Source organism: Actinomycetospora sp. CA-101289 (genome assembly GCF_050955895.1).
Taxonomy (GTDB): domain Bacteria; phylum Actinomycetota; class Actinomycetes; order Mycobacteriales; family Pseudonocardiaceae; genus Actinomycetospora.
Map to the genome: position 1 here is coordinate 526777 of NZ_CP192093.1, position 19854 is coordinate 546630.

At 75.0% G+C, this 19854-nt stretch carries 16 protein-coding genes and 1 tRNA gene; 10 read left to right on the top strand and 7 right to left on the bottom strand.

Annotated features, from left to right (window positions below; translation table 11 throughout):
• Positions 1-25: 25 nt before the first annotated feature.
• The gene (locus ACQPX6_RS02560; protein WP_433785201.1) at positions 26-1963 is read left to right on the top strand and encodes a bifunctional MFS transporter/dTMP kinase; all 1938 of its coding nucleotides are present in this window, start codon (positions 26-28) and stop codon (positions 1961-1963) included.
• Positions 1964-1966: 3 nt separating this feature from the next.
• On the opposite strand, the gene ACQPX6_RS02565 is transcribed toward ACQPX6_RS02560, so the two are convergent.
• Complete coding sequence (locus ACQPX6_RS02565; RefSeq protein ID WP_433785203.1) at positions 1967-2809, bottom strand: alpha/beta fold hydrolase; 843 nt, start codon at positions 2807-2809, stop codon at positions 1967-1969.
• A gap of 59 nt (positions 2810-2868) precedes the next feature.
• Here ACQPX6_RS02565 and ACQPX6_RS02570 point away from each other — a divergent pair, with 59 nt between their 5' ends.
• The 4 genes from ACQPX6_RS02570 to ACQPX6_RS02585 all read left to right on the top strand — a co-directional run bounded on the left by ACQPX6_RS02570 (position 2869) and on the right by ACQPX6_RS02585 (position 6470).
• A complete protein-coding gene (locus ACQPX6_RS02570) occupies positions 2869-3516 on the top strand; it encodes a TetR/AcrR family transcriptional regulator (RefSeq protein WP_433785205.1) in 648 nt (215 codons plus the stop codon).
• A complete protein-coding gene (locus ACQPX6_RS02575) occupies positions 3513-4715 on the top strand; it encodes a DNA polymerase III subunit delta' (protein WP_433785207.1) in 1203 nt (400 codons plus the stop codon). The genes ACQPX6_RS02570 and ACQPX6_RS02575 overlap by 4 nt, the downstream gene beginning before the upstream one ends.
• Positions 4716-4835: 120 nt before the next feature.
• Positions 4836-5978 carry a serine hydrolase gene (locus ACQPX6_RS02580; protein WP_433785209.1) on the top strand — a complete coding sequence of 381 codons (1143 nt, stop codon included), beginning with the start codon at positions 4836-4838 and terminating at the stop codon, positions 5976-5978.
• Positions 5979-5990: 12 nt separating this feature from the next.
• A complete protein-coding gene (locus ACQPX6_RS02585) occupies positions 5991-6470 on the top strand; it encodes an ArsR/SmtB family transcription factor (protein ID WP_433785211.1) in 480 nt (159 codons plus the stop codon).
• Between the two features lie 9 nt (positions 6471-6479).
• Here ACQPX6_RS02585 and ACQPX6_RS02590 read toward each other — a convergent pair whose 3' ends face one another.
• Positions 6480-7025, bottom strand: a complete 546-nt coding sequence (locus ACQPX6_RS02590; RefSeq protein WP_433785213.1) for a CGNR zinc finger domain-containing protein — start codon at positions 7023-7025, stop codon at positions 6480-6482.
• Between the two features lie 73 nt (positions 7026-7098).
• Between ACQPX6_RS02590 and ACQPX6_RS02595 the strand changes: the two genes are divergently transcribed.
• Together ACQPX6_RS02595 and ACQPX6_RS02600 are read left to right on the top strand one after the other, a co-directional pair.
• Positions 7099-7929 carry an alpha/beta fold hydrolase gene (locus tag ACQPX6_RS02595; RefSeq protein WP_433785215.1) on the top strand — a complete coding sequence of 277 codons (831 nt, stop codon included), beginning with the start codon at positions 7099-7101 and terminating at the stop codon, positions 7927-7929.
• A gap of 119 nt (positions 7930-8048) precedes the next feature.
• Entirely contained in the window at positions 8049-8432 is a 384-nt protein-coding gene (locus ACQPX6_RS02600) for a hypothetical protein (protein WP_433785217.1), read from the top strand.
• Here the strand turns inward: ACQPX6_RS02600 and ACQPX6_RS02605 are convergent.
• Complete coding sequence (locus ACQPX6_RS02605) at positions 8429-9217, bottom strand: carbon-nitrogen hydrolase family protein (protein ID WP_433785219.1); 789 nt, start codon at positions 9215-9217, stop codon at positions 8429-8431. The two genes, ACQPX6_RS02600 and ACQPX6_RS02605, sit on opposite strands and share 4 nt — an antisense overlap.
• Positions 9218-9238: 21 nt before the next feature.
• Between ACQPX6_RS02605 and ACQPX6_RS02610 the strand changes: the two genes are divergently transcribed.
• The gene (locus tag ACQPX6_RS02610; protein ID WP_433785221.1) at positions 9239-9973 is read left to right on the top strand and encodes an arylamine N-acetyltransferase family protein; all 735 of its coding nucleotides are present in this window, start codon (positions 9239-9241) and stop codon (positions 9971-9973) included.
• A 3-nt stretch (positions 9974-9976) separates the two neighbouring features.
• Here ACQPX6_RS02610 and ACQPX6_RS02615 read toward each other — a convergent pair whose 3' ends face one another.
• Together ACQPX6_RS02615 and ACQPX6_RS02620 are read right to left on the bottom strand one after the other, a co-directional pair.
• Positions 9977-10396, bottom strand: a complete 420-nt coding sequence (locus ACQPX6_RS02615; protein WP_433785223.1) for a DUF4395 domain-containing protein — start codon at positions 10394-10396, stop codon at positions 9977-9979.
• Complete coding sequence (locus ACQPX6_RS02620; protein WP_433785225.1) at positions 10393-10830, bottom strand: thioredoxin family protein; 438 nt, start codon at positions 10828-10830, stop codon at positions 10393-10395. Before ACQPX6_RS02620 ends, ACQPX6_RS02615 begins: the two co-directional genes overlap by 4 nt.
• Before the next feature lie 62 nt (positions 10831-10892).
• Here ACQPX6_RS02620 and ACQPX6_RS02625 point away from each other — a divergent pair, with 62 nt between their 5' ends.
• Positions 10893-11303, top strand: a complete 411-nt coding sequence (locus ACQPX6_RS02625; RefSeq protein ID WP_433785227.1) for a hypothetical protein — start codon at positions 10893-10895, stop codon at positions 11301-11303.
• A 52-nt stretch (positions 11304-11355) separates the two neighbouring features.
• Positions 11356-11429: transfer RNA gene (locus tag ACQPX6_RS02630), tRNA-Thr, on the top strand.
• Positions 11430-11472: 43 nt separating this feature from the next.
• Here the strand turns inward: ACQPX6_RS02630 and ACQPX6_RS02635 are convergent.
• Together ACQPX6_RS02635 and ACQPX6_RS02640 are read right to left on the bottom strand one after the other, a co-directional pair.
• A complete protein-coding gene (locus tag ACQPX6_RS02635; protein WP_433785228.1) occupies positions 11473-17985 on the bottom strand; it encodes a hypothetical protein in 6513 nt (2170 codons plus the stop codon).
• Between the two features lie 303 nt (positions 17986-18288).
• Positions 18289-18984 carry a hypothetical protein gene (locus tag ACQPX6_RS02640; RefSeq protein WP_433785229.1) on the bottom strand — a complete coding sequence of 232 codons (696 nt, stop codon included), beginning with the start codon at positions 18982-18984 and terminating at the stop codon, positions 18289-18291.
• Positions 18985-19854 lie beyond the last annotated feature (870 nt).

Sequence of the window (19854 nt, forward strand, 5' to 3'; positions counted from 1 at the left end):
GTCCGCGACGCACCGGATCCGCAGCGTGCTCGCGATCCGCCCCTTCCGGCGGCTGTGGGCGGTCACGGCCGTGGCGAGCTTCGGCGACTGGCTCTCGCTGCTCGCCCTCACCGCGCTCGCGACCCAGCTGACCAGCGGCTACCAGGCGCAGAGCTTCGCGCTCGGCGGCGTGGTGGCCACCAAGCTGCTGCCCGCGCTGTTCATGGCGCCGCTGGGCGGGGTGCTCGCCGACAAGTTCGACCGCCGCACGGTGATGGTCACCTGCGACGTCCTCAAGGCCCTGCTGTTCCTCTCGATCCCGCTGGTCGGGTCGCTGTGGTGGCTGTTCGCCGCCACCTTCCTCATCGAGCTGTGCGCGCTGTGCTGGATCCCGGCCAAGGACTCCTCGGTCCCCAACCTGCTCAAGCGCACCGACCAGGTCGAGACGGCCAACCAGCTCTCCCTGGTCATGACCTACGGCGTCGCGGTCATCAGCGCCGCCGGCGCCTTCGCGCTGATCTCCAAGTCCGGCAACATCGCCGGCTGGCACCCCAGCCCGACCACCACGGTGTACCTGGCGCTGGTGGTCAACGGCCTCGCCGCGCTGCTCACCGCGTTCACCGTCGCGTTCCGCATCCCCGAGATCTCCGGGCGCAGCGCCGAGCGCCGCGAGGCCGCGCCGGGCCTGCTGGCGATGCTGCGCGACGGCGCCCAGTTCGTCTCCACCACGCCGCTGGTGCGCGGGCTCGTCGTCGGCATCGTCGGGGCCTTCGCCGCCGGCGGGGCGGTCATCGCCAGCGCCCGGCTCTACGCCGCGAGCCTCGGCGGGGGCGACGCCGCGTACTCGCTGCTGTTCGTCGCCCTGTTCACCGGGCTGGCGCTGGGCATGGCCACCGTGCCCCGGGTCGCGCGGAGCATGCCGCACCACCGCCTGTTCGGCGTCGCGATCGTCGGGGCCGGGCTCTCGCTGCTCACGGTGGCCGTGGCGTGGCACCTCTACCTCGCGCTCGCCACCGTCGTGCTCGTCGGGCTCTTCGCCGGCACGGCGCTGCTCACCGGGCTGACGATCATCGGCGCGCAGGTCGAGGACGCCGTGCGCGGGCGGGTCGTCGCGTTCGTGCAGTCGATCGTGCGGGTCGACCTGCTGGCGTCGATGTCGGTGGTGCCGCTGCTCGTCGGCCTCGTGCAGTCGCGGACGCTCACGCTGTTCGGCCAGCCCGCGCAGGTCGACGGCACGCGGTTCGTGCTGGCCGGGGCCGGGGTGGTCGCGGCGGCCGTCGGCGTGCTCGCCTACCGGCAGATGGACGACCGGCGCGACCGCACGATCCTCGCCGACGTCAAGCGCGCGCTGCGCCGCCGGCGCCACGGCGAGCCGGGCTTGCTCGTGGCCGTCGAGGGCGCCTCGCGCACCGACACCGCCGAGCAGAGCGACCGCCTCGTGCGCTGGCTCGCCGACGAGGGCGCCGACGTCGTCCTCGCCGGGCGCAGCGCGTCGCACACCGCGCGGGTGTCCGCGGCGGTCGGCGCCAGCGGGGTGGCGGGCCAGCGGGCGCAGGCGCTCGTCGCCGCCGCGGTGCGCGCCGACGTGCTCGCCCACGAGGTGCTGCCCGCCCTGCGCGACGGCCGGGTCGTGGTCATCGAGAGCCTCGACTCGCCGCTGGCCCGGGTCGGCGACGAGCTCGACGCCGCCGACCTGCAGCGCCTCGGCGCCTGGGCCACGGGGTCGCTGCGCCCGGACGTCACCGTGCTGCTCGACCGCGACCCCCGCGCCCACGACGCCGCCCCCGTCACCGGCGGGATCGTCGACACCTGGCAGGTCCAGCGCACGCTCACGGAGATGGCGTCGGCCGACCCCGGCCGCTACGTCCGCGTGGAGGCCGACGGCGACCCCGCCGACGTCGCCGCCCGCGTGCGCGAGCTGCTCGCGCCGCTGGTGGCGCGGGCGATCCCCGCGGGCGCGACGGCGCGCAGCGCCTCGTCCTGAGGCCTATCCGCGGGACCCCGCGGGCACCGCGAGGCCGGCGACGGCCTCGGCGAGGACGTCGGGCTGGTCGAGCATGGCGAAGGTGCGGGCGCCGGGCACGAGGCGCAGCGTGGCCCCGGGCAGGGCGTCGGCGAGCCGCTGGGCGTCGCCCACCGGGAAGACGGCGTCCTCGGCCGACCACGCGACGAGCGCCGGTCGCGTGAACTCTCCGAGGCGCGCCGCGACGTCCAGCGAGGTCCGGCGCTCGAGCGAGGCCGTCAACCGCCGCAGGTCCTCGGCCACGGCGGGGTCGTCGAGGGCGGGCCGGACCCACTGCGCGGCGAGGGGCTCGACATCGCGGTGCGCCAACGAGCCGTAGGCCCACCGGCGCACGAGCGTCGAGCTCAGCGTCCGGACGGCGGCGCGGAAGGCCGCGGGGTACCGGGCGGCGACGATGAACGGCCGCAGGATCGGCGGCGGGAAGTGCTCGAAGGCGTCGCAGCTGGTCAGCACGAGCGCGCCGAGCCGCTCGCCGTGGTGCACGGCGACGAGCTGGGCCACCAGGCCGCCGGTGTCGTTGCCGACCAGCACCACGTCGGTGAGGTCGAGCGCCTCGAGGAACGCGCCCACCGTCGCGGCGACGCCGGGGAGCGTCGGGTCGGCGCCCGGTCGCAGCGGCGTGGGGTGGGCGCCGAGGGGCCAGGTCGGCGCGAGGCAGCGCAGGCCCCGCGCCGCCAGCCGCGTGGCGAGCGGCTCCCACAACGACCCGCCCATCGCGTAGCCGTGGACGAAGACCACGGGGCGGCCGGTGTCGGGTCCCGTCGACTCGTAGTGGATGGTCGCGGCGTCGAGATCGACGGTGGGCACGGGTCCTCCCGAGGTTCCATACTTGCGTGCAGACTGTACGTAACTTACCGGCAGGGTGCATGGAACAGAAGAGGCGGACGCAGGAAGAGCGCTCGACCGCGACCCGCGACGCCCTCACGGCCGCCGCCCGGCGGTTGTGGGGCGAGCGCGGCTTCGCCGAGGTCGGCACCCCGGAGATCGCCCGCGAGGCCGGGGTGACGCGGGGCGCGATGTACCACCAGTTCGCGGACAAGACCGCGCTGTTCCTCGCGGTGCTCGAGGTCGTCGAGCAGCGGGTGGTCGACGAACTCGGTGCCGCCGTGCTCGCCGCCGGCGCGACGACGCCGGCTGCGGCCCTGCGGGGGGCGCTCGACGCCTGGTTGACCGTCTGCGTCGACCCCGAGGTGCGCCAGGTCGTGCTGCTCGACGGTCCGAGCGTGCTGGGGTGGAAGCGGTTCCGCGAGCTCACCCAGCGCTACACGCTGGGCATGACCGAGCAGCTCCTGGCCGCCGCCGTCGAGGCCGGCCAGCTCCCTGTCCAGCCGCTGCGGCCCCTCGCGCACGTCCTCATCGGGGCGCTCGACGAGGGAGCCATGGTCATCGCCGAGGCCGCCGACCCTGACCGCGCCCGCGGGGAGGTCCGCGAGGTGCTGCTCCGGCTGCTCGACGGTCTCCTCGTGCCGGCCGCGCCGGACCGTCGGACGGGTGGGGCATCATCGGGTCCGTGAGCGTCTGGTCGCAGGTCGTCGGTCAGCCCGCGGCCGTCGAGGCGCTGCGGGCGGCGGCCGAGCACGCCGCGCGGGTGCGGTTCTCGAGCGACCCGGACGACGGCACGCCCGCGCCCGGCGGCGCCATGACGCACTCGTGGCTGTTCACCGGCCCGCCCGGGTCGGGGCGCTCGGTGGCCGCGCGGGCGTTCGCGGCGGCGCTGGAGTGCCCGGACCAGGGCTGCGGCACCTGCTCGGCGTGTCGCACGGTCATGGCCGGCACCCACGCCGACGTGCGCGAGATCGTCCCCGAGGGCCTGTCGATCAGTGTCAAGGAGGTGCGCTCGACCATCGAGGTCGCCGCGCGCCGCCCCACCACCGCGCGCTGGCAGATCGTCATCGTCGAGGACGCCGACCGGCTCACCGAGCAGGCGTCGAACGCGCTGCTCAAGTCGGTCGAGGAGCCCGCGGAGCGCACGGTGTTCCTGCTCTGCTGCCCGTCGGAGCACCCGGACGACATCTCGGTCACCATCCGCTCCCGCTGCCGCGCGGTCCGCCTGCGCACGCCCGCGCCGGAGGCCATCGCCGCGGTGCTCGTCGAGCGCGACGGCGTCTCCGAGGCGGACGCCACCTGGGCGGCGTCGGTCTGCGGCGGGCACATCGGGCGGGCGCGACGCCTGGCCCGCGTGCCCGAGGCCCGCGAGGAGCGCGACGCCGTGCTCGCCCTGCCGCGCGCGCTCCGCTCGGCCGCCGACGCCTTCGCCGCCTCCGACGCCATGGTCGGCGCCGCCGAGACCGAGGCCGCCGCCCTGGCCGCGCACCGCGACGAGACCGAGCGCGAAGAGCTCGCCGTCTCGATGGGCGCCGGCGGCACCGGCAAGGGCACGGCGCAGGCGCAGCGTTCCGCCCGCGCGGCGGAGAAGGATCTGGAGAAGCGCCAGCGCTCCCGGCTGACCCGCACCAAGCGGGACGCGCTGGACCGCGCGCTCGTCGAGCTCGCCGGCTACTACCGCGACGTCCTCGTGCGCGGGGTCGGCGCGTCGGTCACCTCGACCCACCCCGACCGCGCCACCGAGATCACCGCCGCGGCCCGCGACAGCACGCCCGAGTCCTCGCTGCGCCGCCTCGAGGCGATCCTGGCCTGCCGCGACGCCCTCGGCGCGAACGTGAAGCCCGAGATCGCGATCGACGCGCTGGTCACGGCGCTGCGCTCGGGCTGAGGAGGGCCGGTCGGCGCGATCTTGGCCCTTTGTCCCGTCCGGCGCCCGGTCGACAACTGCTAAATTGTCGCTGTGCCGGAATCACGGAAAAGCGTTATCGCCGGACTCGCGCTCGCCGCCGTGCTCCTCGTGCCCGCCGCGTGCTCCTCGGAGGCTGGGGGCGGCGGGACCGGCGAGGTGCCCGCGGCGTCGGTGCCGGCGAACCCGCCCCGTCCCGCGGCCTGCGGGCCGGCGCCGGCCGCCGACCCGGTCACGGACAAGGGCTGGCTCGGGCTGCTCGCCGCCCGGCCCGACGACGTCGCCCTCGTGGTCGACGACGGGCGGGGCGCGCCGGACTCCGTGGTCTCGCACGCGCCGGAACGCCCGATGCCGCTGGCGTCGGCGGTCAAGATCGTGCACCTCGCGGCCTACGGGCGGGCGGTGGCGGAGGGGCGGCTGAACCCTGACGAGCCGGTGCGACTCGCCGACTGGGACCGCTGGTACTTCCCGTCCGACGGCGGGGCGCACATCGCGACGCTCGACCTGCTCGGCGTCCCGCACGACCCGGCCGGCAACGCCACCGATCCGCAGCGCACGGTGGCCCTGTCCACGCTGGTGGCGGGCATGGTGCAGCAGAGCGACAACGCGGCCGCCGACTACCTGCGCGACCGGCTCGGCGACCAGGCCCTGGCCGACGCCGCGGCCGCGGGCGGGTGGCGCGACCTCGACGTCCCCTCGATCCTCGGCGGCCAGCTCGCGCTCGTGCGCCCGCAGGAGACGCCGCCGCTGACGGCTCCGCTCGCCGAGCGCCGGGCGGCGGAGCTCGAGCTCGCCCGCCGCTACGCCGCCGATCCCGCGTTCCGCCAGGACTCGCTCCGCCGGCTCGAGGCGCAGGCCACGGACACCGAGGCCTACCTGCTGGAGAGCGAGCGCTGGGCGGACGCGACGCCGGCGGCGTCGGCCGCGCAGGTCGCGGGCCTCTGGCGCGCGGTGATCGGTGGCTCGTTCGGTCCGGGCGCCGACGTCGCGCGCGCCCAGCTCGAGTACGGCGGGCCGCGTCCGGACGGCCAGGTGCGGGCGTTCAAGGGCGGGTCGTACCCGGGTCTCGGCACGATGGCGCTGAGCATCCGCCGGCCGGACGGCTCGGTGGGGATCGGCGTGCTGCTGGGCAACGGCTTCGCGTCCACCGCGGATCTCGCGGCCGTCGGCGTCGCCCAGCTGCGCCTGCTGGCGGCGTCGCTCGAGGACCCGTCGGACCGCGCCCGGGTCCTCTGCTTCGCCTGAGACGATCGTCCGGTGCCCGAGGACCCCGATGCCCGCCTCGCGGCGCTCGAGGAGCGGGTGGCCGCGCTCGAGGCCGCGCTCGGCGCGCCCGCCGGCGCGGACGAGCGCGCGGGTCAGGCAGGCGAGGTCTCCTACCGCGGGCAGGTGCGGCTGCAGGAGGGCGCGGGCCCGGTGTCGTGGTCGATCGGCTACGACGCGGCGGCCTCGCTCGCGCTGCCCGCGGGCCCGGTCACCGAGGTCCTCGCCGCGCTCGGCCACCCCGTGCGCCTGGCCCTCGTCCGTCGCCTGCTGGCCGGCCCGGCGGGGACGGGCGAGCTGGTCGCTGCGGCTGCGCTCTCCTCGACCGGCCAGCTCTACCACCACCTGCGCACGCTGACCGCCGCGCGCCTCGTCGAGCAGGACGGCCGGCGCTACCGTGTGCCGGCGTCGGGCGTCGTCCCGATCCTCGTCGCGGTCGTGGCGGCCGCCGACCTCGGTGGCGCGCTCCGCTGACACCGGATGTCAGCTATCCGCCCGCCTCCGCGCGCGGTAGGCGGCGACGTTGGCGCGGTTGCCGCAGAGATCCGGCATGCAGTAGCGCCGCCGGCCCGGGCGGGTGGTGTCGATGAAGACGCCCGAGCACGTGTCGGACGCGCAGTCGCGGAACCGCTCGGGACCCAGCGTGCGCAGCGCCCCGAGCACGCCGAGGCCGCCGAGCAGGGCCAGCCGATCGGCGAGGTCGGCGTCGGGACGTGGCCGGGCGCACCACTGCTGGTGCCCGCGCGCGTCGGCCGCGAGCCCGACGGTGCCCAGGCCCCGCGCGACGAGCTCCGAGGCCCCCGACGCGATCGTCTCGGCGTCCCGCGCGTCGAGGACCTCGCGCAGGCGGGTGCGCAGCTCGCGGACCGCGTCGAGGTCCGACGCCGCCGGCTCCGCGTCGACGCCGTGCTCGGCGAGGAAGGCGCGCAGGTCGGCCGTGTCCGCCAGCTGGTCCTCGCCGTGCCAGACGCCGGGTGCGGTGTTGACGAGCTCGGTCGCGAGCCCCGCAAGGCGCACGTAATCGTCCAAAAGTGCTTGCATCCCTTACGCACCCTCTCCTACGGTAAGGCTCTGAGCTGAACTTTACCCCTGAGGAGGACCCGTGCCGACAGACACCGCGACCTGGGCACTGCGCGACCGCGTGGATCTGCCCACCGGGACGATCGCCGTCGACGTGCTGGGCGCTGACCGCCCCGGCACGCCCGTCGTCCTCACCCACGGCACGCCGTCGTCGTCCTACCTGTGGCGCGGGGTCGCGCCCGCCCTGGCCGAGGACCGGCCCGTGTACCTGTGGGACCTGCCGACCTACGGCGACTCGACGGGCGCGGACCCCTCGGTCGCCGGGCACGCCGCGACCCTCGCCGCGCTCGTCGAGCACTGGGGCCTGACGGCGCCGGTGCTCGTCGGCCACGACATCGGCGCGGCCACCGTCCTGCGCGCGCACCTCGTGCACGGCACGCCGGCGGGCGCGCTCGTCCTCGCCGACGCGGCGGTGCTGCCGCCGTGGATCACGGGCGGCACCCGGCACGTCCAGGCGCACCTGGACACCTATCGCGAGATGCCCACCCACCTGTTCGAGGCGATGATCGCCGGCCACCTGCGCACCGCCGTGGCGGGCCGGCTGCCCGAGGAGGTCGAGCGCGCCTACCTCGACCGCTTCGCCGGTACGGACGGCCGGCAGCGCTACCTCGACCACGTCGCGGGGTTCGACGAGGACCACACCCGCGAGGTCGTCGACCGTCTCGGCGACCTCGCCGTCCCCGTCGACGTCGTGTGGGGCGAGGAGGACACGTGGCTCCCACTGCCGACGGCGACGACCCTGACCGACGCGATCCCGGGTGCCCGCCGCCACACGATCCCCGGCGCCGGGCACTTCCTCACCGAGGACGCCCCCGAGGCGTTCCTCGCCGTCCTGGCCGGGGTGCTCCGGTGAGGTACGGAGAGGTGCGGATCACCCTCACGGGCAGGAAACCGATGAACATCACAGGCGTCTATACGGATGTAACACCGAAGCGTCGTCGCCTCGCGACGACCAACCTGGAGCACTGCCCGATGAGCACTCCCACGCGCCCCACCCCCTCCGACGTCACCATCCCCGCGCCCCGACTGAGCGCCGGCGAGGCCCCCGTCCTCGTCGTCGCCGCCCGGCCCGACGCCCGCGGCCTCGCCGCGGCCGAAGCCCTGGCGCTCCGTGTCGGCGGCGGCGCCGCCACCTCCCGCGACGCCGACCTGGAGACCAGGCTCCGCGGCGCCGCGAAGGTCATCGTGCTCGACCCGAGCCCGGTGCGGGCCCGCCTCACGCGCGACGAGGCCTTCACCGCCCCGGCCGACCCGTCGGCCCGGCGCGACCTGCTCAGCCGGCTCGCGCCGCACCAGGACCGGGTGCGCTGGATGACCCGCCCGGCCCAGGCGGTCCAGGCGGCCCAGGCGGCCTAGAGCCGACGGTTCGCCAGCACCGGCAGCGCGGCCCGCACGTCGGGGATCTGCTCGGGGTCGACGTCGACCACGAGCAGCCCCGGCTCCGCGCCGAGCTCGTCGATCGTCACCCCGAACGGTGACGCGGCCAGGCTGTGCCCGACGCCGCGCGGCGCCTTCCCGGCGTCGACGCCGCGGCTCGCCGGGTCGGCCTGGTCGGCGGCGAGCACGAACGTCGTCGCGTCGACGGCCCGGGCGCGCACCAGCAGCTGCCACTGCTCGACCTTGCCCGGGCCCGCGCCCCAGCTCGCCGGCAGCAGCGTCACCGTCGCGCCCTGGTCGGCGAGGGCGCGGAAGAGCTCGGGAAAGCGGATGTCGTAGCAGGTCGCGAGGCCGAGCGTCGTCCCGTCGACGGTCACCGTCGTCGGCTTGGCGCCCGGCGCGACCGTGTCGGACTCGGCGAACCCGAACGCGTCGTACAGGTGGATCTTGTCGTACGCGGTGTCGACGCCCCGGCCCGTGACGAGCAGCGTGTTGGTCACGCGGTCGTCGTCGGTCGGGGTGAACATGCCCGCGACGACGAGCACGTCGTGCTGGGCGGCGATCTCGCGCACCCGCGTGGCCCACGGTCCGTCCAGCGGCTCGGCGACGGGCTTCAGCGACACCCCGAACCGGCACATCGTCGCCTCGGGGAACACGACGACCGTCGCGCCCTGCTGCGCAGCGAGCGCGGTGTGGTCGGCGACGATCTCGAGGTTCTCGGCCGGGTCGTCGGTCGCGAGGATCTGGGCCAGGGCGACGCGCATGGCACCGTGTATACCGGGCGTGTGGACGTGACGGACTACCTGGCGCGGATCGGCGCGGACGCCGGCGACCCGCTCGACGTGCTGATCGAGCGCCACCTGCGCACCGTCCCGTTCGAGAACCTCTCCATCCACCTCGGCGAGCCGATCGTCCTCGACCCCGCGTCGCTGTACGACAAGATCGTCACCAGGCGTCGGGGCGGGTTCTGCCACGAGCTCAACGGGGCGTTCGCGTGGTTGCTGCGCGAGCTGGGCCGCGAGGTGACGTTGCTCGGCGCGCGGGTCGCGGGCGACGGGGAGTTCACCGCCCCGCTCGCGCACGCGGCGCTGCGCGTGGTCGACGACGGCGTGCCGCACCTGGCCGACGTCGGCTTCGGCCGCTTCGGCGTCGGGCCGATCGACCTGACCGCGCCCTCGCCGCAGCTCGTCCCGGCCGAGGACGGCGACCTCGACGTCCGGAGCCCCACCGGCGAGCCCGGTTACCGGCTCGAACTGCACCCGCGGAGCCGCGAGGACTTCGAGCCGACCTGCTTCTGGCAGTCGACGCACCCGGACTCGTGGTTCACCCGCGTCCCGGTCTGCTCCCTGCCGGTCGGCGACGGCCGCGCCACGATGCAGGGCACGACCCTGCTGCGGACCGACGGCGACGGCACGCGGACCGAGGAGAAGCTGGGCGATCAGGAGGCGCTGGACGCGTACCGCGACCTGTTCGGCGTGCGGCTCGACCGGCTGCCCACGCCCCTGCACCCGGCGGGCTGAGCGTCAGCGCGCGGTGCGCACCCGCGCCATCAGGCCGTACACCTCGCACCCGAGGCAGAAGCCGAAGGCGGCGTTGAGGAAGGCCGCGACCAGCGCGAACGCGGTCGCGACGACGCCGAGCGCGGTGGCCCCGCTGAGGTAGCCGACGGCGGCGACCACCGTGAACACGAGCCCGATGGCCTGCGAGAACCGCACCGGCGCGGCGTCCTCGTGCTCGGCGGGCGGGCCGAGGCGCGGCGCGATCAGGGCCCGGAACAGCGCGCCGTAGGGCGACGACCGCATGCCCGCGACCACCGGGATCGCGAACACCACGGCCTGCAGCGCCGCCAGCACGCCGCTGCCGGTGAGCAGCACGACAGCCAGGACGACGGTGGTGATCGCGGCGGCGAAGCGCACGCCGCGCGGGTCGAGCCGGCCGGTCATCGGGTCTCCTCGAGGGGCAGGGCGGCGACGAGGTCCGCGCGCCGCGGTACGCCGCCGACGCGCAGGAGCTCGGCGCCGGCGCGGTCGAACGCGACGGTCGTCGGGGTGCGCATCACGTGCAGGGCGCGGGCGACGTCGGGACGCTCGGCGATGTCGACCTCGACGTGCCGGACGTCGGGGTGGTCGCCGGCCAACGCGCCGAGCTGCTCGCGGGTGCGGGCGCACGGGGTGCAGATCGGCGACGAGAGCTGGAGCAGCAGGACCCGGTCGTCGGGTTCCGGGGCGACGCCGGCGAGGTCCCAGCCGTGCGGCCGGTCCTCGGCGGGTGCCGCGCGGCGGACACGACCGCTGCGGCGCTGGAGCACCAGCCCGACGACGGTCGCGACGACCAGCGCGCCCACGAGCACGACGGCGCCCACCACACTCAGACCCACGATCATCGGCAACCGCCTCGGCCGCCGCTCTTGTTCCCGGGTCCCGAGGTATACCGGTCCGCATGGCGGTGGCGACGGCGACGACGTTCGTCTGGCTCGGCATGGTGCTGGCGATCTCGTTCCTCGAGGCGCCGCTGAAGTTCCGGGCGCCGGGCGTGACCACGGTGGTCGGCCTGGGCATCGGGCGCCTGGTCTTCCGGGCGCTCAACGTCGCCGAGGTGGTGCTGGCGCTGGTCGTGGCGGTGGCTCTGGTGCTCGGGGGCGTCACCGCCGGGCCCGGAGTGGCGGTCGGCGTGCTCGTCGTGGTCCTGCTCGCCCAGCTCGTCGTCGTCCGCCCGAGCCTCAACCGCCGCTCCGATCGCGTGCTGGCGGGCGAGACCCCGCCCCGCTCGCACCTGCACCTGGCCTACGTCGGGCTCGAGGTCGTGAAGGTCGCGGCGCTCGTCGTGCTCGGGGTGCTCCTGCTGGCATGACCTCGACCCGCCCGCCCGTGAGGCCGCGGCGCTGGCCTACACTCGCCGTGCTGCCGCCTTAGCTCAGCTGGCCAGAGCAACGCACTCGTAATGCGTAGGTCTCGGGTTCGAATCCCGAAGGCGGCTCCGCAGGTCGGAGGCTGTTCTACCGACGAGAGGCGGATGGACCTCAGAACGGCAGGAGGTCCCCGAGCGTCTCGACGGCGCCCTCGACGAAGTCCGCGGCCCCCTCGGCCACGTCCCCGAGCCCGTCGACCACGTCCTCGAGCACGCCGACCACGTCCTTCGCCACGGAGGCGGCCGCGTCGGCGGCATCCTCCGCCACGTCACCGAGGCTCTCGACCGCGTCGCCCATCGCGCCCTCGACGTCTCCGACGAGGCCGTCGACGGCGCCCGCGAGATCCTCCATGCCGGAGCCGAGCGCCTCGGCGCCGTCACCGAGGGCCTCGCCGATGCCCACGACACCCCCGGCGACCCACTCGCCGGTGTCACCGAAGAACTCGACCACGTCCTCGCCGGCGCCGATCGGGTCGGTGACGATGTCGCCGATGCCCTCGACGAACGAGCTCGGGCTGAAGGACAGGTCGAGCTCGATACCGAGCTCGAGGCCGAGCGCGGCGCTGGCGTCGAAGCTGAACCCGATCCGGTCCCCGGAGATCTCGGCGTCGACCTCGAGCGAGGCGCCGAGCCCGACGCCCACCTCGACGCCGTACTCGCCCCGGACGAAGCCGAGGTCCCCGCCGCCCGACGCCCCCACCCGCGCGGCGACCATCGCCTCCGCCGAGACCGAGGCCTGCACCCCGTCGAACCCGAGGTGCGCGGTACCGGCCGCGGCGGCGTAGATCATGGCCTCCGCGTCGGCATCGCCCCCGAGCTCCCCGAGCGGCGTGGTGAGGGTGCCGCCCAGCCGGCCGTCCGCCCCGAGGAAGGCCTCGAGCGAGCCCTGCGCGTCGATCCCGGTGCCGCCGATCTCCAGGGACCCCTGCCCGGCGACCGCACCGCCGATCCGGCCCTCCGCGGTGAACTCCCCGCTGAAGAGCCCGACGTCGAAGCGCTCGTGGATCTTGCCCTCCAGGCCGAAGGCCTCTCGGAAGGCGCCCTCGACCTTCACCGTCTGGTCGCCGAGCCGGGGCGGCAGCGGCGGCAGCTCCCGGGGCACGGCCGGCTCCCCCGGCGGGCGGATCACGGTGGTGTCGAGTGTCAGGGCACCGTGTGCGTCGAACTTCTTGACGAGCAGCTGGTTCATGCCGTCGAAGAAGAGGGTGCCGGTCAGCGTGCCCGCGGGATCGACGACCTCGAGCCGCGACCCGTCCTCGTAGGTCAGCTCGGTGCGGGTGTAGCCGCTGGTGGTCTCGAGACGCCGGACCAGCTCGACCCGCAGCGTGTTCTCGCTGCCGGCGACCTGCCCGTCCCCGAAGGCCCGGGTGCCGGGATCGGTCCACTGCGAGACCCAGCGGTCGCCGTTCGTGAACCGGTGTATCTCGGACCAGGACCCGCTGGCCGTCGTGACGCGCGTGCGGAGCGACCCGTCGCCGTAGGACCAGTTCTCGGTCGTCGTGGACCCGGTCTCGGTCTTCACCCAGTAGGTGCCGTCCGACTCCGTGATCCGCTCGGTGTGGGTCCCGTCCGCGTCGTCCCGGCTGTCGTACCGCCAGCCGTCCTCGTGCATGTCGATCCAGGTGGACGGCCAGCCGCCCGGGCCGTGCTCGAGCACCGTGATGCGACCGTCGGACGTCAGGTTCTGCTCGCGGGTCCCGCCGTCGGGGAGCTGCGTGCTCTTCGTCCAGGTGTGGTCGGGACGGGTCGTGAGGGTCTCGAGCGTGCCGGCGCCGTCGTCGCTGCGCTGCTCGATGGTGCCGTCGGGCCACTTGGTGACCGTCGTCGTCCGCGATCCGTCGATCTCGGTCTGCGTGGCGTACCCGTCGGGGCGGGCCTCGCCGACGAACGCGCGCCCGTCCCGCTCGCCCTCGATGTGGATCGTGCCGTCGGGACGGTCGGTCTGCTCGGAACGGTCGCCGTCGGGTCTCGTGATGATCTCGGTCCGCGTGCCGTCCGGAGCCACGGAGATCGAGTGCGAGGCCCCGCCCTCGTCGCGGACCGACTGGGTCTCGGTGCCGTCCGGCAGATGGATCTTGGTGATCGTCTGCTCGGTCCCCGGATCGTGGACGCTCGACTCGACCCGGCCGTCCTCGAAGGTCGAGGTCGTCGCCTCGACGCCGTCGACGTCGGTGACCCGGAGGACCAGCGCGCCGGGCCACCGGGTGACCTCGGTCGAGCTGCCGTCGGCGAGCGTGACGGTCTTCGAGACCGAGCCGGCCGTGACCTCCGTGCGCAGGGTCTGCCCGTGGGCGTCGGTGACCTCCGAGACCCAGTTGCCGACGGTCGACGTCGTCACCCGCTCCACGGAGCCGTCGGCGTGCGTGCGGGTCTCGACCCGGTCGCCGTCGGGGTTGGTGCTGATCTCCACCGTCGGCGGCAGGACCTCGGCGTTCGCCGGCGGGGGCGGCGACCCGCCCGCCGGCACCCCCTCGTGGGCGATCACCAGGCCCGTCCGGCCGTCGACCGTCACCGACTCGGTGCGCCCGTCGGGGAAGGTGTAGACGCGGGTCGTCGACCCGTCCGGGTTGGCCACCGCGCGGACGTCGAGGCGGGTGGTGACCGAGAGCCCGTCGCTGCGGGTGGCGACGGCGGCGGCGCCCCCGTCAACGGTGGTGACCACGCTCGTCGTGAGCGTCTGCCCGGCGAGCCCGATCTGGACCGTCGAGAAGATCTCGTTCCCCGGGTTCGGCACACGGCCGTCCAGGTCGGAGCGGAAGCGAGTGGTGCTGCCGTCGAGGTCGGTGTGGTCCTCGGCGAACCCGGTGTCGGCGTCCCAGTGGCGCACGGTGCCCGACCCGTCGGGGCCGACCTCGGTGCTGCTGCCGGCGGTCCCGTCCACGTGGCGCGTGACGCGCGTCCCGTCGGGCTCCACCCACGACTCGTAGACGTCCGGGTCGCCGACGAAGCGGTGGACCTCCTGCACGCTCCCGTCGGGGTGGACGACCTCGACGGTGACGCCGCCGGTGTCGGGGTCCGTCGCGATCACGCGCTCGGTCGCGAGACCGGTCGGACCACCGGTGCCCGGGTGGCCCTCGTGGTGGACGGCGATGCCCTGCTGGTCGAGCGTGAACGCCTCGGTGCGTCCGTCGGGGAAGGTGAAGACCCGCGTGAGCGTCCCGTCGGCGTTCTCGATCTCGGAGACATCGACGCGGGCGGTCGTGGTGCCGTCGGGGCCGGTGACGGTGGCGAGGGCGTCGCCGTCGTCGAGGACGTCGACCCGGGTGACGATCCGTTCGCCGGCGGCCGAGGTCTCGACGGTCTCGAAGACCCCGGTCGAGGGACCGGCGTAGGGCGACCACTCCACCTGCGACGACGAGCCGTCCGGGTGCTCGACGAGCGACGTGTACGCGAAGTCGTCCCACGACCGCTCCGTCCGCGTCCCGTCCGGCGCCTCGAGCGTCGTCGACCCCCACGAGACGCCGCGCTCGTCGGTGACCCGGGTGCCGTCGGGCAGGGTGGCGACGGCGGGCTCGCCGGGTGCGGTGCGGTCGAGCTCGACGACCGTGCCGTCGGCCCGGGTCCGGACGATGTGCTCGGCGCCGGTGGCCGGATCGGGCGTGACCTCCTCGCGCACCGTCCCGCCGTGGTACGAGCCGTTGACCGCGGCGCCGGGGTCCTCCGGCGAGGTCACCGGGGCCCCGGTCCCCGCCCGGGACGCCAAGGCGATCGGGGCGCCGCCGGGCCCGATCGTGATGGTCTCGGTGCGGCCGTCCGGGAAGCGCAGGACGTGGGTGACGGAGCCGTCCGGGTCGGCGACGTCCTCGATCGACACCCGTACCGACTGGATCGTGGCGCCGTCCCGGATGGTGGCGGTCGCGCCGTCGCCGTCGGCGTCGACGACGACGGTGGTCTCGCCGTCCGTGCCGTCGGGACCGTCGACGGTGGTGTGCAGGACGACGCTCATCGGCCAGAAGCCGGTGAGCTCCGCGACGGTGGTGACGCCGTCGGTCCCGACCGTGGTCACGGTGGCCTGTGAGGAGTCGTGCACGAGGACCTGGTTCGTGCCGTCGGGGGCGGTGATCGTGGTGGTCGTGAGCGAACCGGCCCCGGCGGGCACGGTCTCCTCGACGACCGTCGACCCGTCGGGCCCGGTCCAGCTGTCGGTGCGGACCCCGTACACGTCCAGCGCGCGGATCACCTCGCGCACGGTGCCGTCGGCGAGGTGCTGCTCGACGAGCCCGGGGGTCGTGTCCCCCCGGTCGATCTCGAGGACGACACCGCCGCGGGCGCCCGGCACGCCGGCCGGGGCGACCGCGCCGGCGGCCTCGGGCGTGGGGGACGCGTGGGACTCGTGGTGGAGGATCTCCCCGACGGCGTTGACGGTGAACGCCTCGGTGCGGCCGTCGGCGAACGTGAAGGTGCGGGTGACGGTCCCGTCGAGGTTCGCGTGGTCGTCGACCTCGACCCGCGACGTGGCCGTGGCGCGTCCCTCGGTGGTGGTCGCGACGGCCTCGCCGTCGGTGGTGCCGACGACCCGGACGGTCTCCACGCCACCGTCGGGACGCGTGCTCGTGGTGGTGAACTGTTCGCCACCCGCGAGGACCTGGATCCCGGAGTACGGGCGGGCGAGCCGGGCGTCGGTGGCGGTGACGGTGCCGTCGGGGGCGTGGACCTCCTCGGCGAGGCGGTCTCCCGTGCGGGTCGCCGTCGTGATCGTCCCGTCCGGCGCGGTCGTGGCCCAGCCGCCGTCGGTCCCGTAGGTCTCGGTGACGACGACACCGTCGGCCCGGGTGAAGGTGTCGGTGGTCTCACCGCCGACGATCGTGCGGGTCACGTCGCGTTGGGAACCGTCCGCGTACGTCACCCGCAGGCGGCCCTCGCCGCCGGGCAGGACCTGCTGCACGACGACGCCGCCGTGGTACGTGCCGGCCGGCCCGGACGGAGGGACCTCGGCGCGTGGCAGGGGAATGACCGGTCCCGCGTCGACATCCGTGTCGGGGCCGTCGTCGCCGGTCTGGCCGGCGTGCGGGTCGGCGTGCGGGGTGTCGGTGGGCGGGGTGTCGGCGGGGGCGGGGCCGGTCGGCGGGGTGTCCGTCGAGGCGCTGCCCGAGGGCGGGGAGTCCACCGGCAGCGTGCCGACTGGCGGTGTGTCCACCGGCGACGCGTCGACCGGCGGGCCGTCGGTCGTCGGGGAGGTCGGGGCCGTCGGGGACCCCGTCGTCGGGGATCGCGGTGCGTCGAGGTCGACCCCGAGGGCGTCGAGGAGGTGCCGGGCCGCGTCCTGGAGCCCCGGGAACCGGGCGAGCTCGCCGTGGTCGGCGCGCGCGACCCCGATGATCAGGCCCGCGATGACGTCGAGGGTGTCGTGCGAGGCTCGGTCGCCCTGCCCGTTGCTGTCGTGGAGGGCCTCGAGGAGGGACTCCCGCAGCCGCGTCTCCCACGGCCGGAACCGGTCGGCGATGTCACCGTGGTGCCCGCCGTCGGCGTCGGCGTCGTCGGTGTCGTCGGCCCGGAACCCGGCGTGGGCCGGCGCGGCGCCCGGGGCCGCGCCGACGGGCACCGAGGTCGCGGGGCCGGCGTGCGCGACCCACGCGTCGGGCGTGGCGCCGGCCGACGACGCGGCCGGCACCGGCGTCGACGGCGCCGTGTCGGTCGTGGCGGTGGTGGTGACGGTGTCGTCGGTCCCGTCCCCGTCCCCGTCCCCGTCCCCGTGGCCGGGCTGGGCGTCCTGGGCTTCGGGGGTGGGGTCGGGCTCGGTCTCCGGAGACGGGGCCGGCGTCGCGTCCGTGGGTTCGGCGGCCGGCTGCGCGGCCGGCTCGGACACCGGCTGGGCGACCGTGGCGTCCATGTCGCCGGTGTCCTCGCCGTCGTCGCCCGTGTCCTCAGCGGGGTCGTCGTCCGCCGTGTCGGTGGTGGCCGAGGACTCGGCGTCGTCCGCGTCGTCGTCCGCGTCGTCGTCCGCCTCGTCGTCCGCCTCGTCGTCCGCCTCGTCGTCCGCGTCGTCGTCCGCCTCGTCGTCCGCCTCGTCGTCCGCCTCGTCGTCCGCGTCGTCGTCCGCGTCGTCGTCCGCGTCGTCGTCCGCGTCGTCGTCCGCGTCGTCGTCCGCCTCGTCGTCCGCGTCGTCGTCCGCCTCGTCGTCCGCCTCGTCGTCCGCCTCGTCGTCCGCCTCGTCGTCCGCCTCGTCGTCCGCCTCGTCGTCCGCCTCGTCGTCCGCCTCGTCGTCCGCCTCGTCGTCCGCCTCGTCGTCCGCCTCGTCGTCCGCCTCGTCGCCGCCGTCCTGGTCCTCCGCCGGCTGGTCCTCGCTCCCGCCGTCGTCCCCGTCGCCGCGATCCTCCGACGGCGCGTCCCCGGAGTCCGAGTCCGGGCTCCCGGCGTCGTCCGAGCCGCCCGAGTCCCCCGTGTCGGCGGCCTGAGCGGCGTCGTGGAGCGCCGCCGCCACGCCCATGCCCGAGCGGGAGAGTCGTTCCTCGAGGCGACGGGGCCCGCTCGCCCGGCGCTCGATCCGGAGGCTGCGCAACCGGGCGGCGTCCTCGGCGTCGAGCCGGAAGCGGACGATCAGCTCCTCGGGATCGTCCTCGAAGGCAAGCGTCGTCGCCTCGTCCGTCGCGAGCAGGACCAGCAGGTCCTGGATCCGTCCGGTCACGACAACTCTCCCCCCGCGCCGCACTGGTGCCGTATCGGCGCTGCGGGCGACAGCGTGCCGGGCGGGCGGGCCCGCGGTCTGCCGTAAGGACTACTGCATCCGCGCGCTCGGGACCGCTCGCTGTCGAGATCGGCCATCGCCGTCCCTGCCCGTCGGTCCTTCGCTGTGCGGGACGCTCAGCTCGTGGACCCGTGCTTCGCGTGCGATCTGGTGGCCGGTCGAAGGCACTGCCCGGCGGGACGATCCACCGCTCCCCACACTGGGTCGTCGAGCTGATCGACCGGCGGCGGACGCTGGGAGAGCTCAGTCCGCCCACACCGAGTACTCGTAGTCCGAGTACCTCTCGCGGGTGCTGCCGGCGTCCTCCCAGTAGTAGCGGTAGGTGCCGACGTGGCCCAGCTTGATCCGTGTGTCGGCGAGGATCGGGAACCCGCTGCGGCGCGCGCGCTCGCAGAAGGCGAAGTCTTCGCCGAGGTACCAGCTCCCGTCGCCGTCGGGGATGATCAACGGCAGGAAGTACGGCACGACCGGGACGCGGAAGCGCTGGTTGCAGACCGGGAGTTCCTCGTGCCGGGCGATGCCCTCGTACACCTCGCGGCGGGTCAGCAGGAAGCCTGCGGCGGCGTATCGGATCTCCACGAGGCCGCCGTGGCTCCCGAAGTGCACCTTCTCGGTGTCCGGTAGCAGGTGGCAGGACAGCGCCCGTGCGTCCTTCTTCGGGTAGATGCCGCAGACGACGGGGACGTCGCTGTCCCGCAGGCGCTCGACGTCGGCCACGTCGAAGACGACGTCCGAGTCGATCCACACCAGCTCGTCGAAGCCGTCGGCGAGGGCGTCGGAGGCCATCTGGCTGCGGGCCTGATCGATGGCCGCGTAGCCACGGACGCGTCGGACCGTGTAGCCCGCGGCCTCGAGCCGGCCCAGCCCGGCCTCGCACTCGGGGACGACGTGGCCCCCGACCGGCACGAGGACCACACAGCGACCGGGGTCCGCGCTCACGAACGCCTCCTCCGTGGGGTGATCGGGTGCCGAGACGGTAGCGAAAGCGCCCGCGCGCAGCGGACGTCGCTCAAGTCGATGCCACCGTGACCACGCAAGGTGCCGACGGTCGGACTCAGCGTCGTGCAGTAGTCCCTTACTGCTTACAACGCGTCCGGATGGCCGCAGGATCGTCTCCGCTCCGCGGGAGCCGGGGGAGGGGCGGCGTTCGGCGATGGCCGGGTGCCGCCGAGGTCGCCGACGACCGTCCACGGGCAGAACCCTGATCGCTGTCGGCACACCACGCGAAGGACGTACCGCGATGACGGAATCGCAGCTCCACGCGCTCATCACGAGGATGGCCACGGACTCGGAGTTCGCCCTCGCGGTCCAGGCCCGCCCCGACGACGTCGCCTCGGAGTACGGCATCAGTGCGTCCGACCTGTCCGTGCTGACGGCGCTGAGGGTCGACAGGGGCGTCCGGCAGCCGGCGCGTCTCGAGGAGCGGCTGTCCCGTTCGGCGCTCGTGTTCGGGGCGGAGCTGCACACGGCGGCCGGGGGCGACGACGGTGGCGGCGGCGACGCCGCCGACAGCGGTGGCGGGCACGACTCCGGCGGGGACGACTCCGGCGGGGACGACTCCGGCGGGGACGACTCCGGCGGGGACGACTCCGGCGGGGACGACGGCGCCAACGACGCGGATGGTGCGCACGACACGTCCGGGGACTCGGCGTCCGAGCACGACTCGGGCTCGGACGACTCGGGCTCGGACAACTCGGCATCGAGCGACTCGGGATCGAGCGACTCGGGATCGAGCGACTCGGCGGACGCACCGAGCGACGGCGACTCCGGGTCCGACACGGACGACACCCAGGCGGAGAGCGACGGGCA

Bases quoted from the DNA above. Each gene is read 5' to 3' on its own strand.
- ACQPX6_RS02570 (WP_433785205.1), top strand. From the start codon at position 2,869: ATGGAACAGAAGAGGCGGACGCAGGAAGAGCGCTCGACCGCGACCCGC.
- ACQPX6_RS02600 (WP_433785217.1), top strand. From the start codon at position 8,049: ATGAGCACTCCCACGCGCCCCACCCCCTCCGACGTCACCATCCCCGCG.
- ACQPX6_RS02605 (WP_433785219.1), bottom strand. From the start codon at position 9,217: ATGCGCGTCGCCCTGGCCCAGATCCTCGCGACCGACGACCCGGCCGAG.
- ACQPX6_RS02615 (WP_433785223.1), bottom strand. From the start codon at position 10,396: ATGACCGGCCGGCTCGACCCGCGCGGCGTGCGCTTCGCCGCCGCGATC.
- ACQPX6_RS02625 (WP_433785227.1), top strand. From the start codon at position 10,893: ATGGCGGTGGCGACGGCGACGACGTTCGTCTGGCTCGGCATGGTGCTG.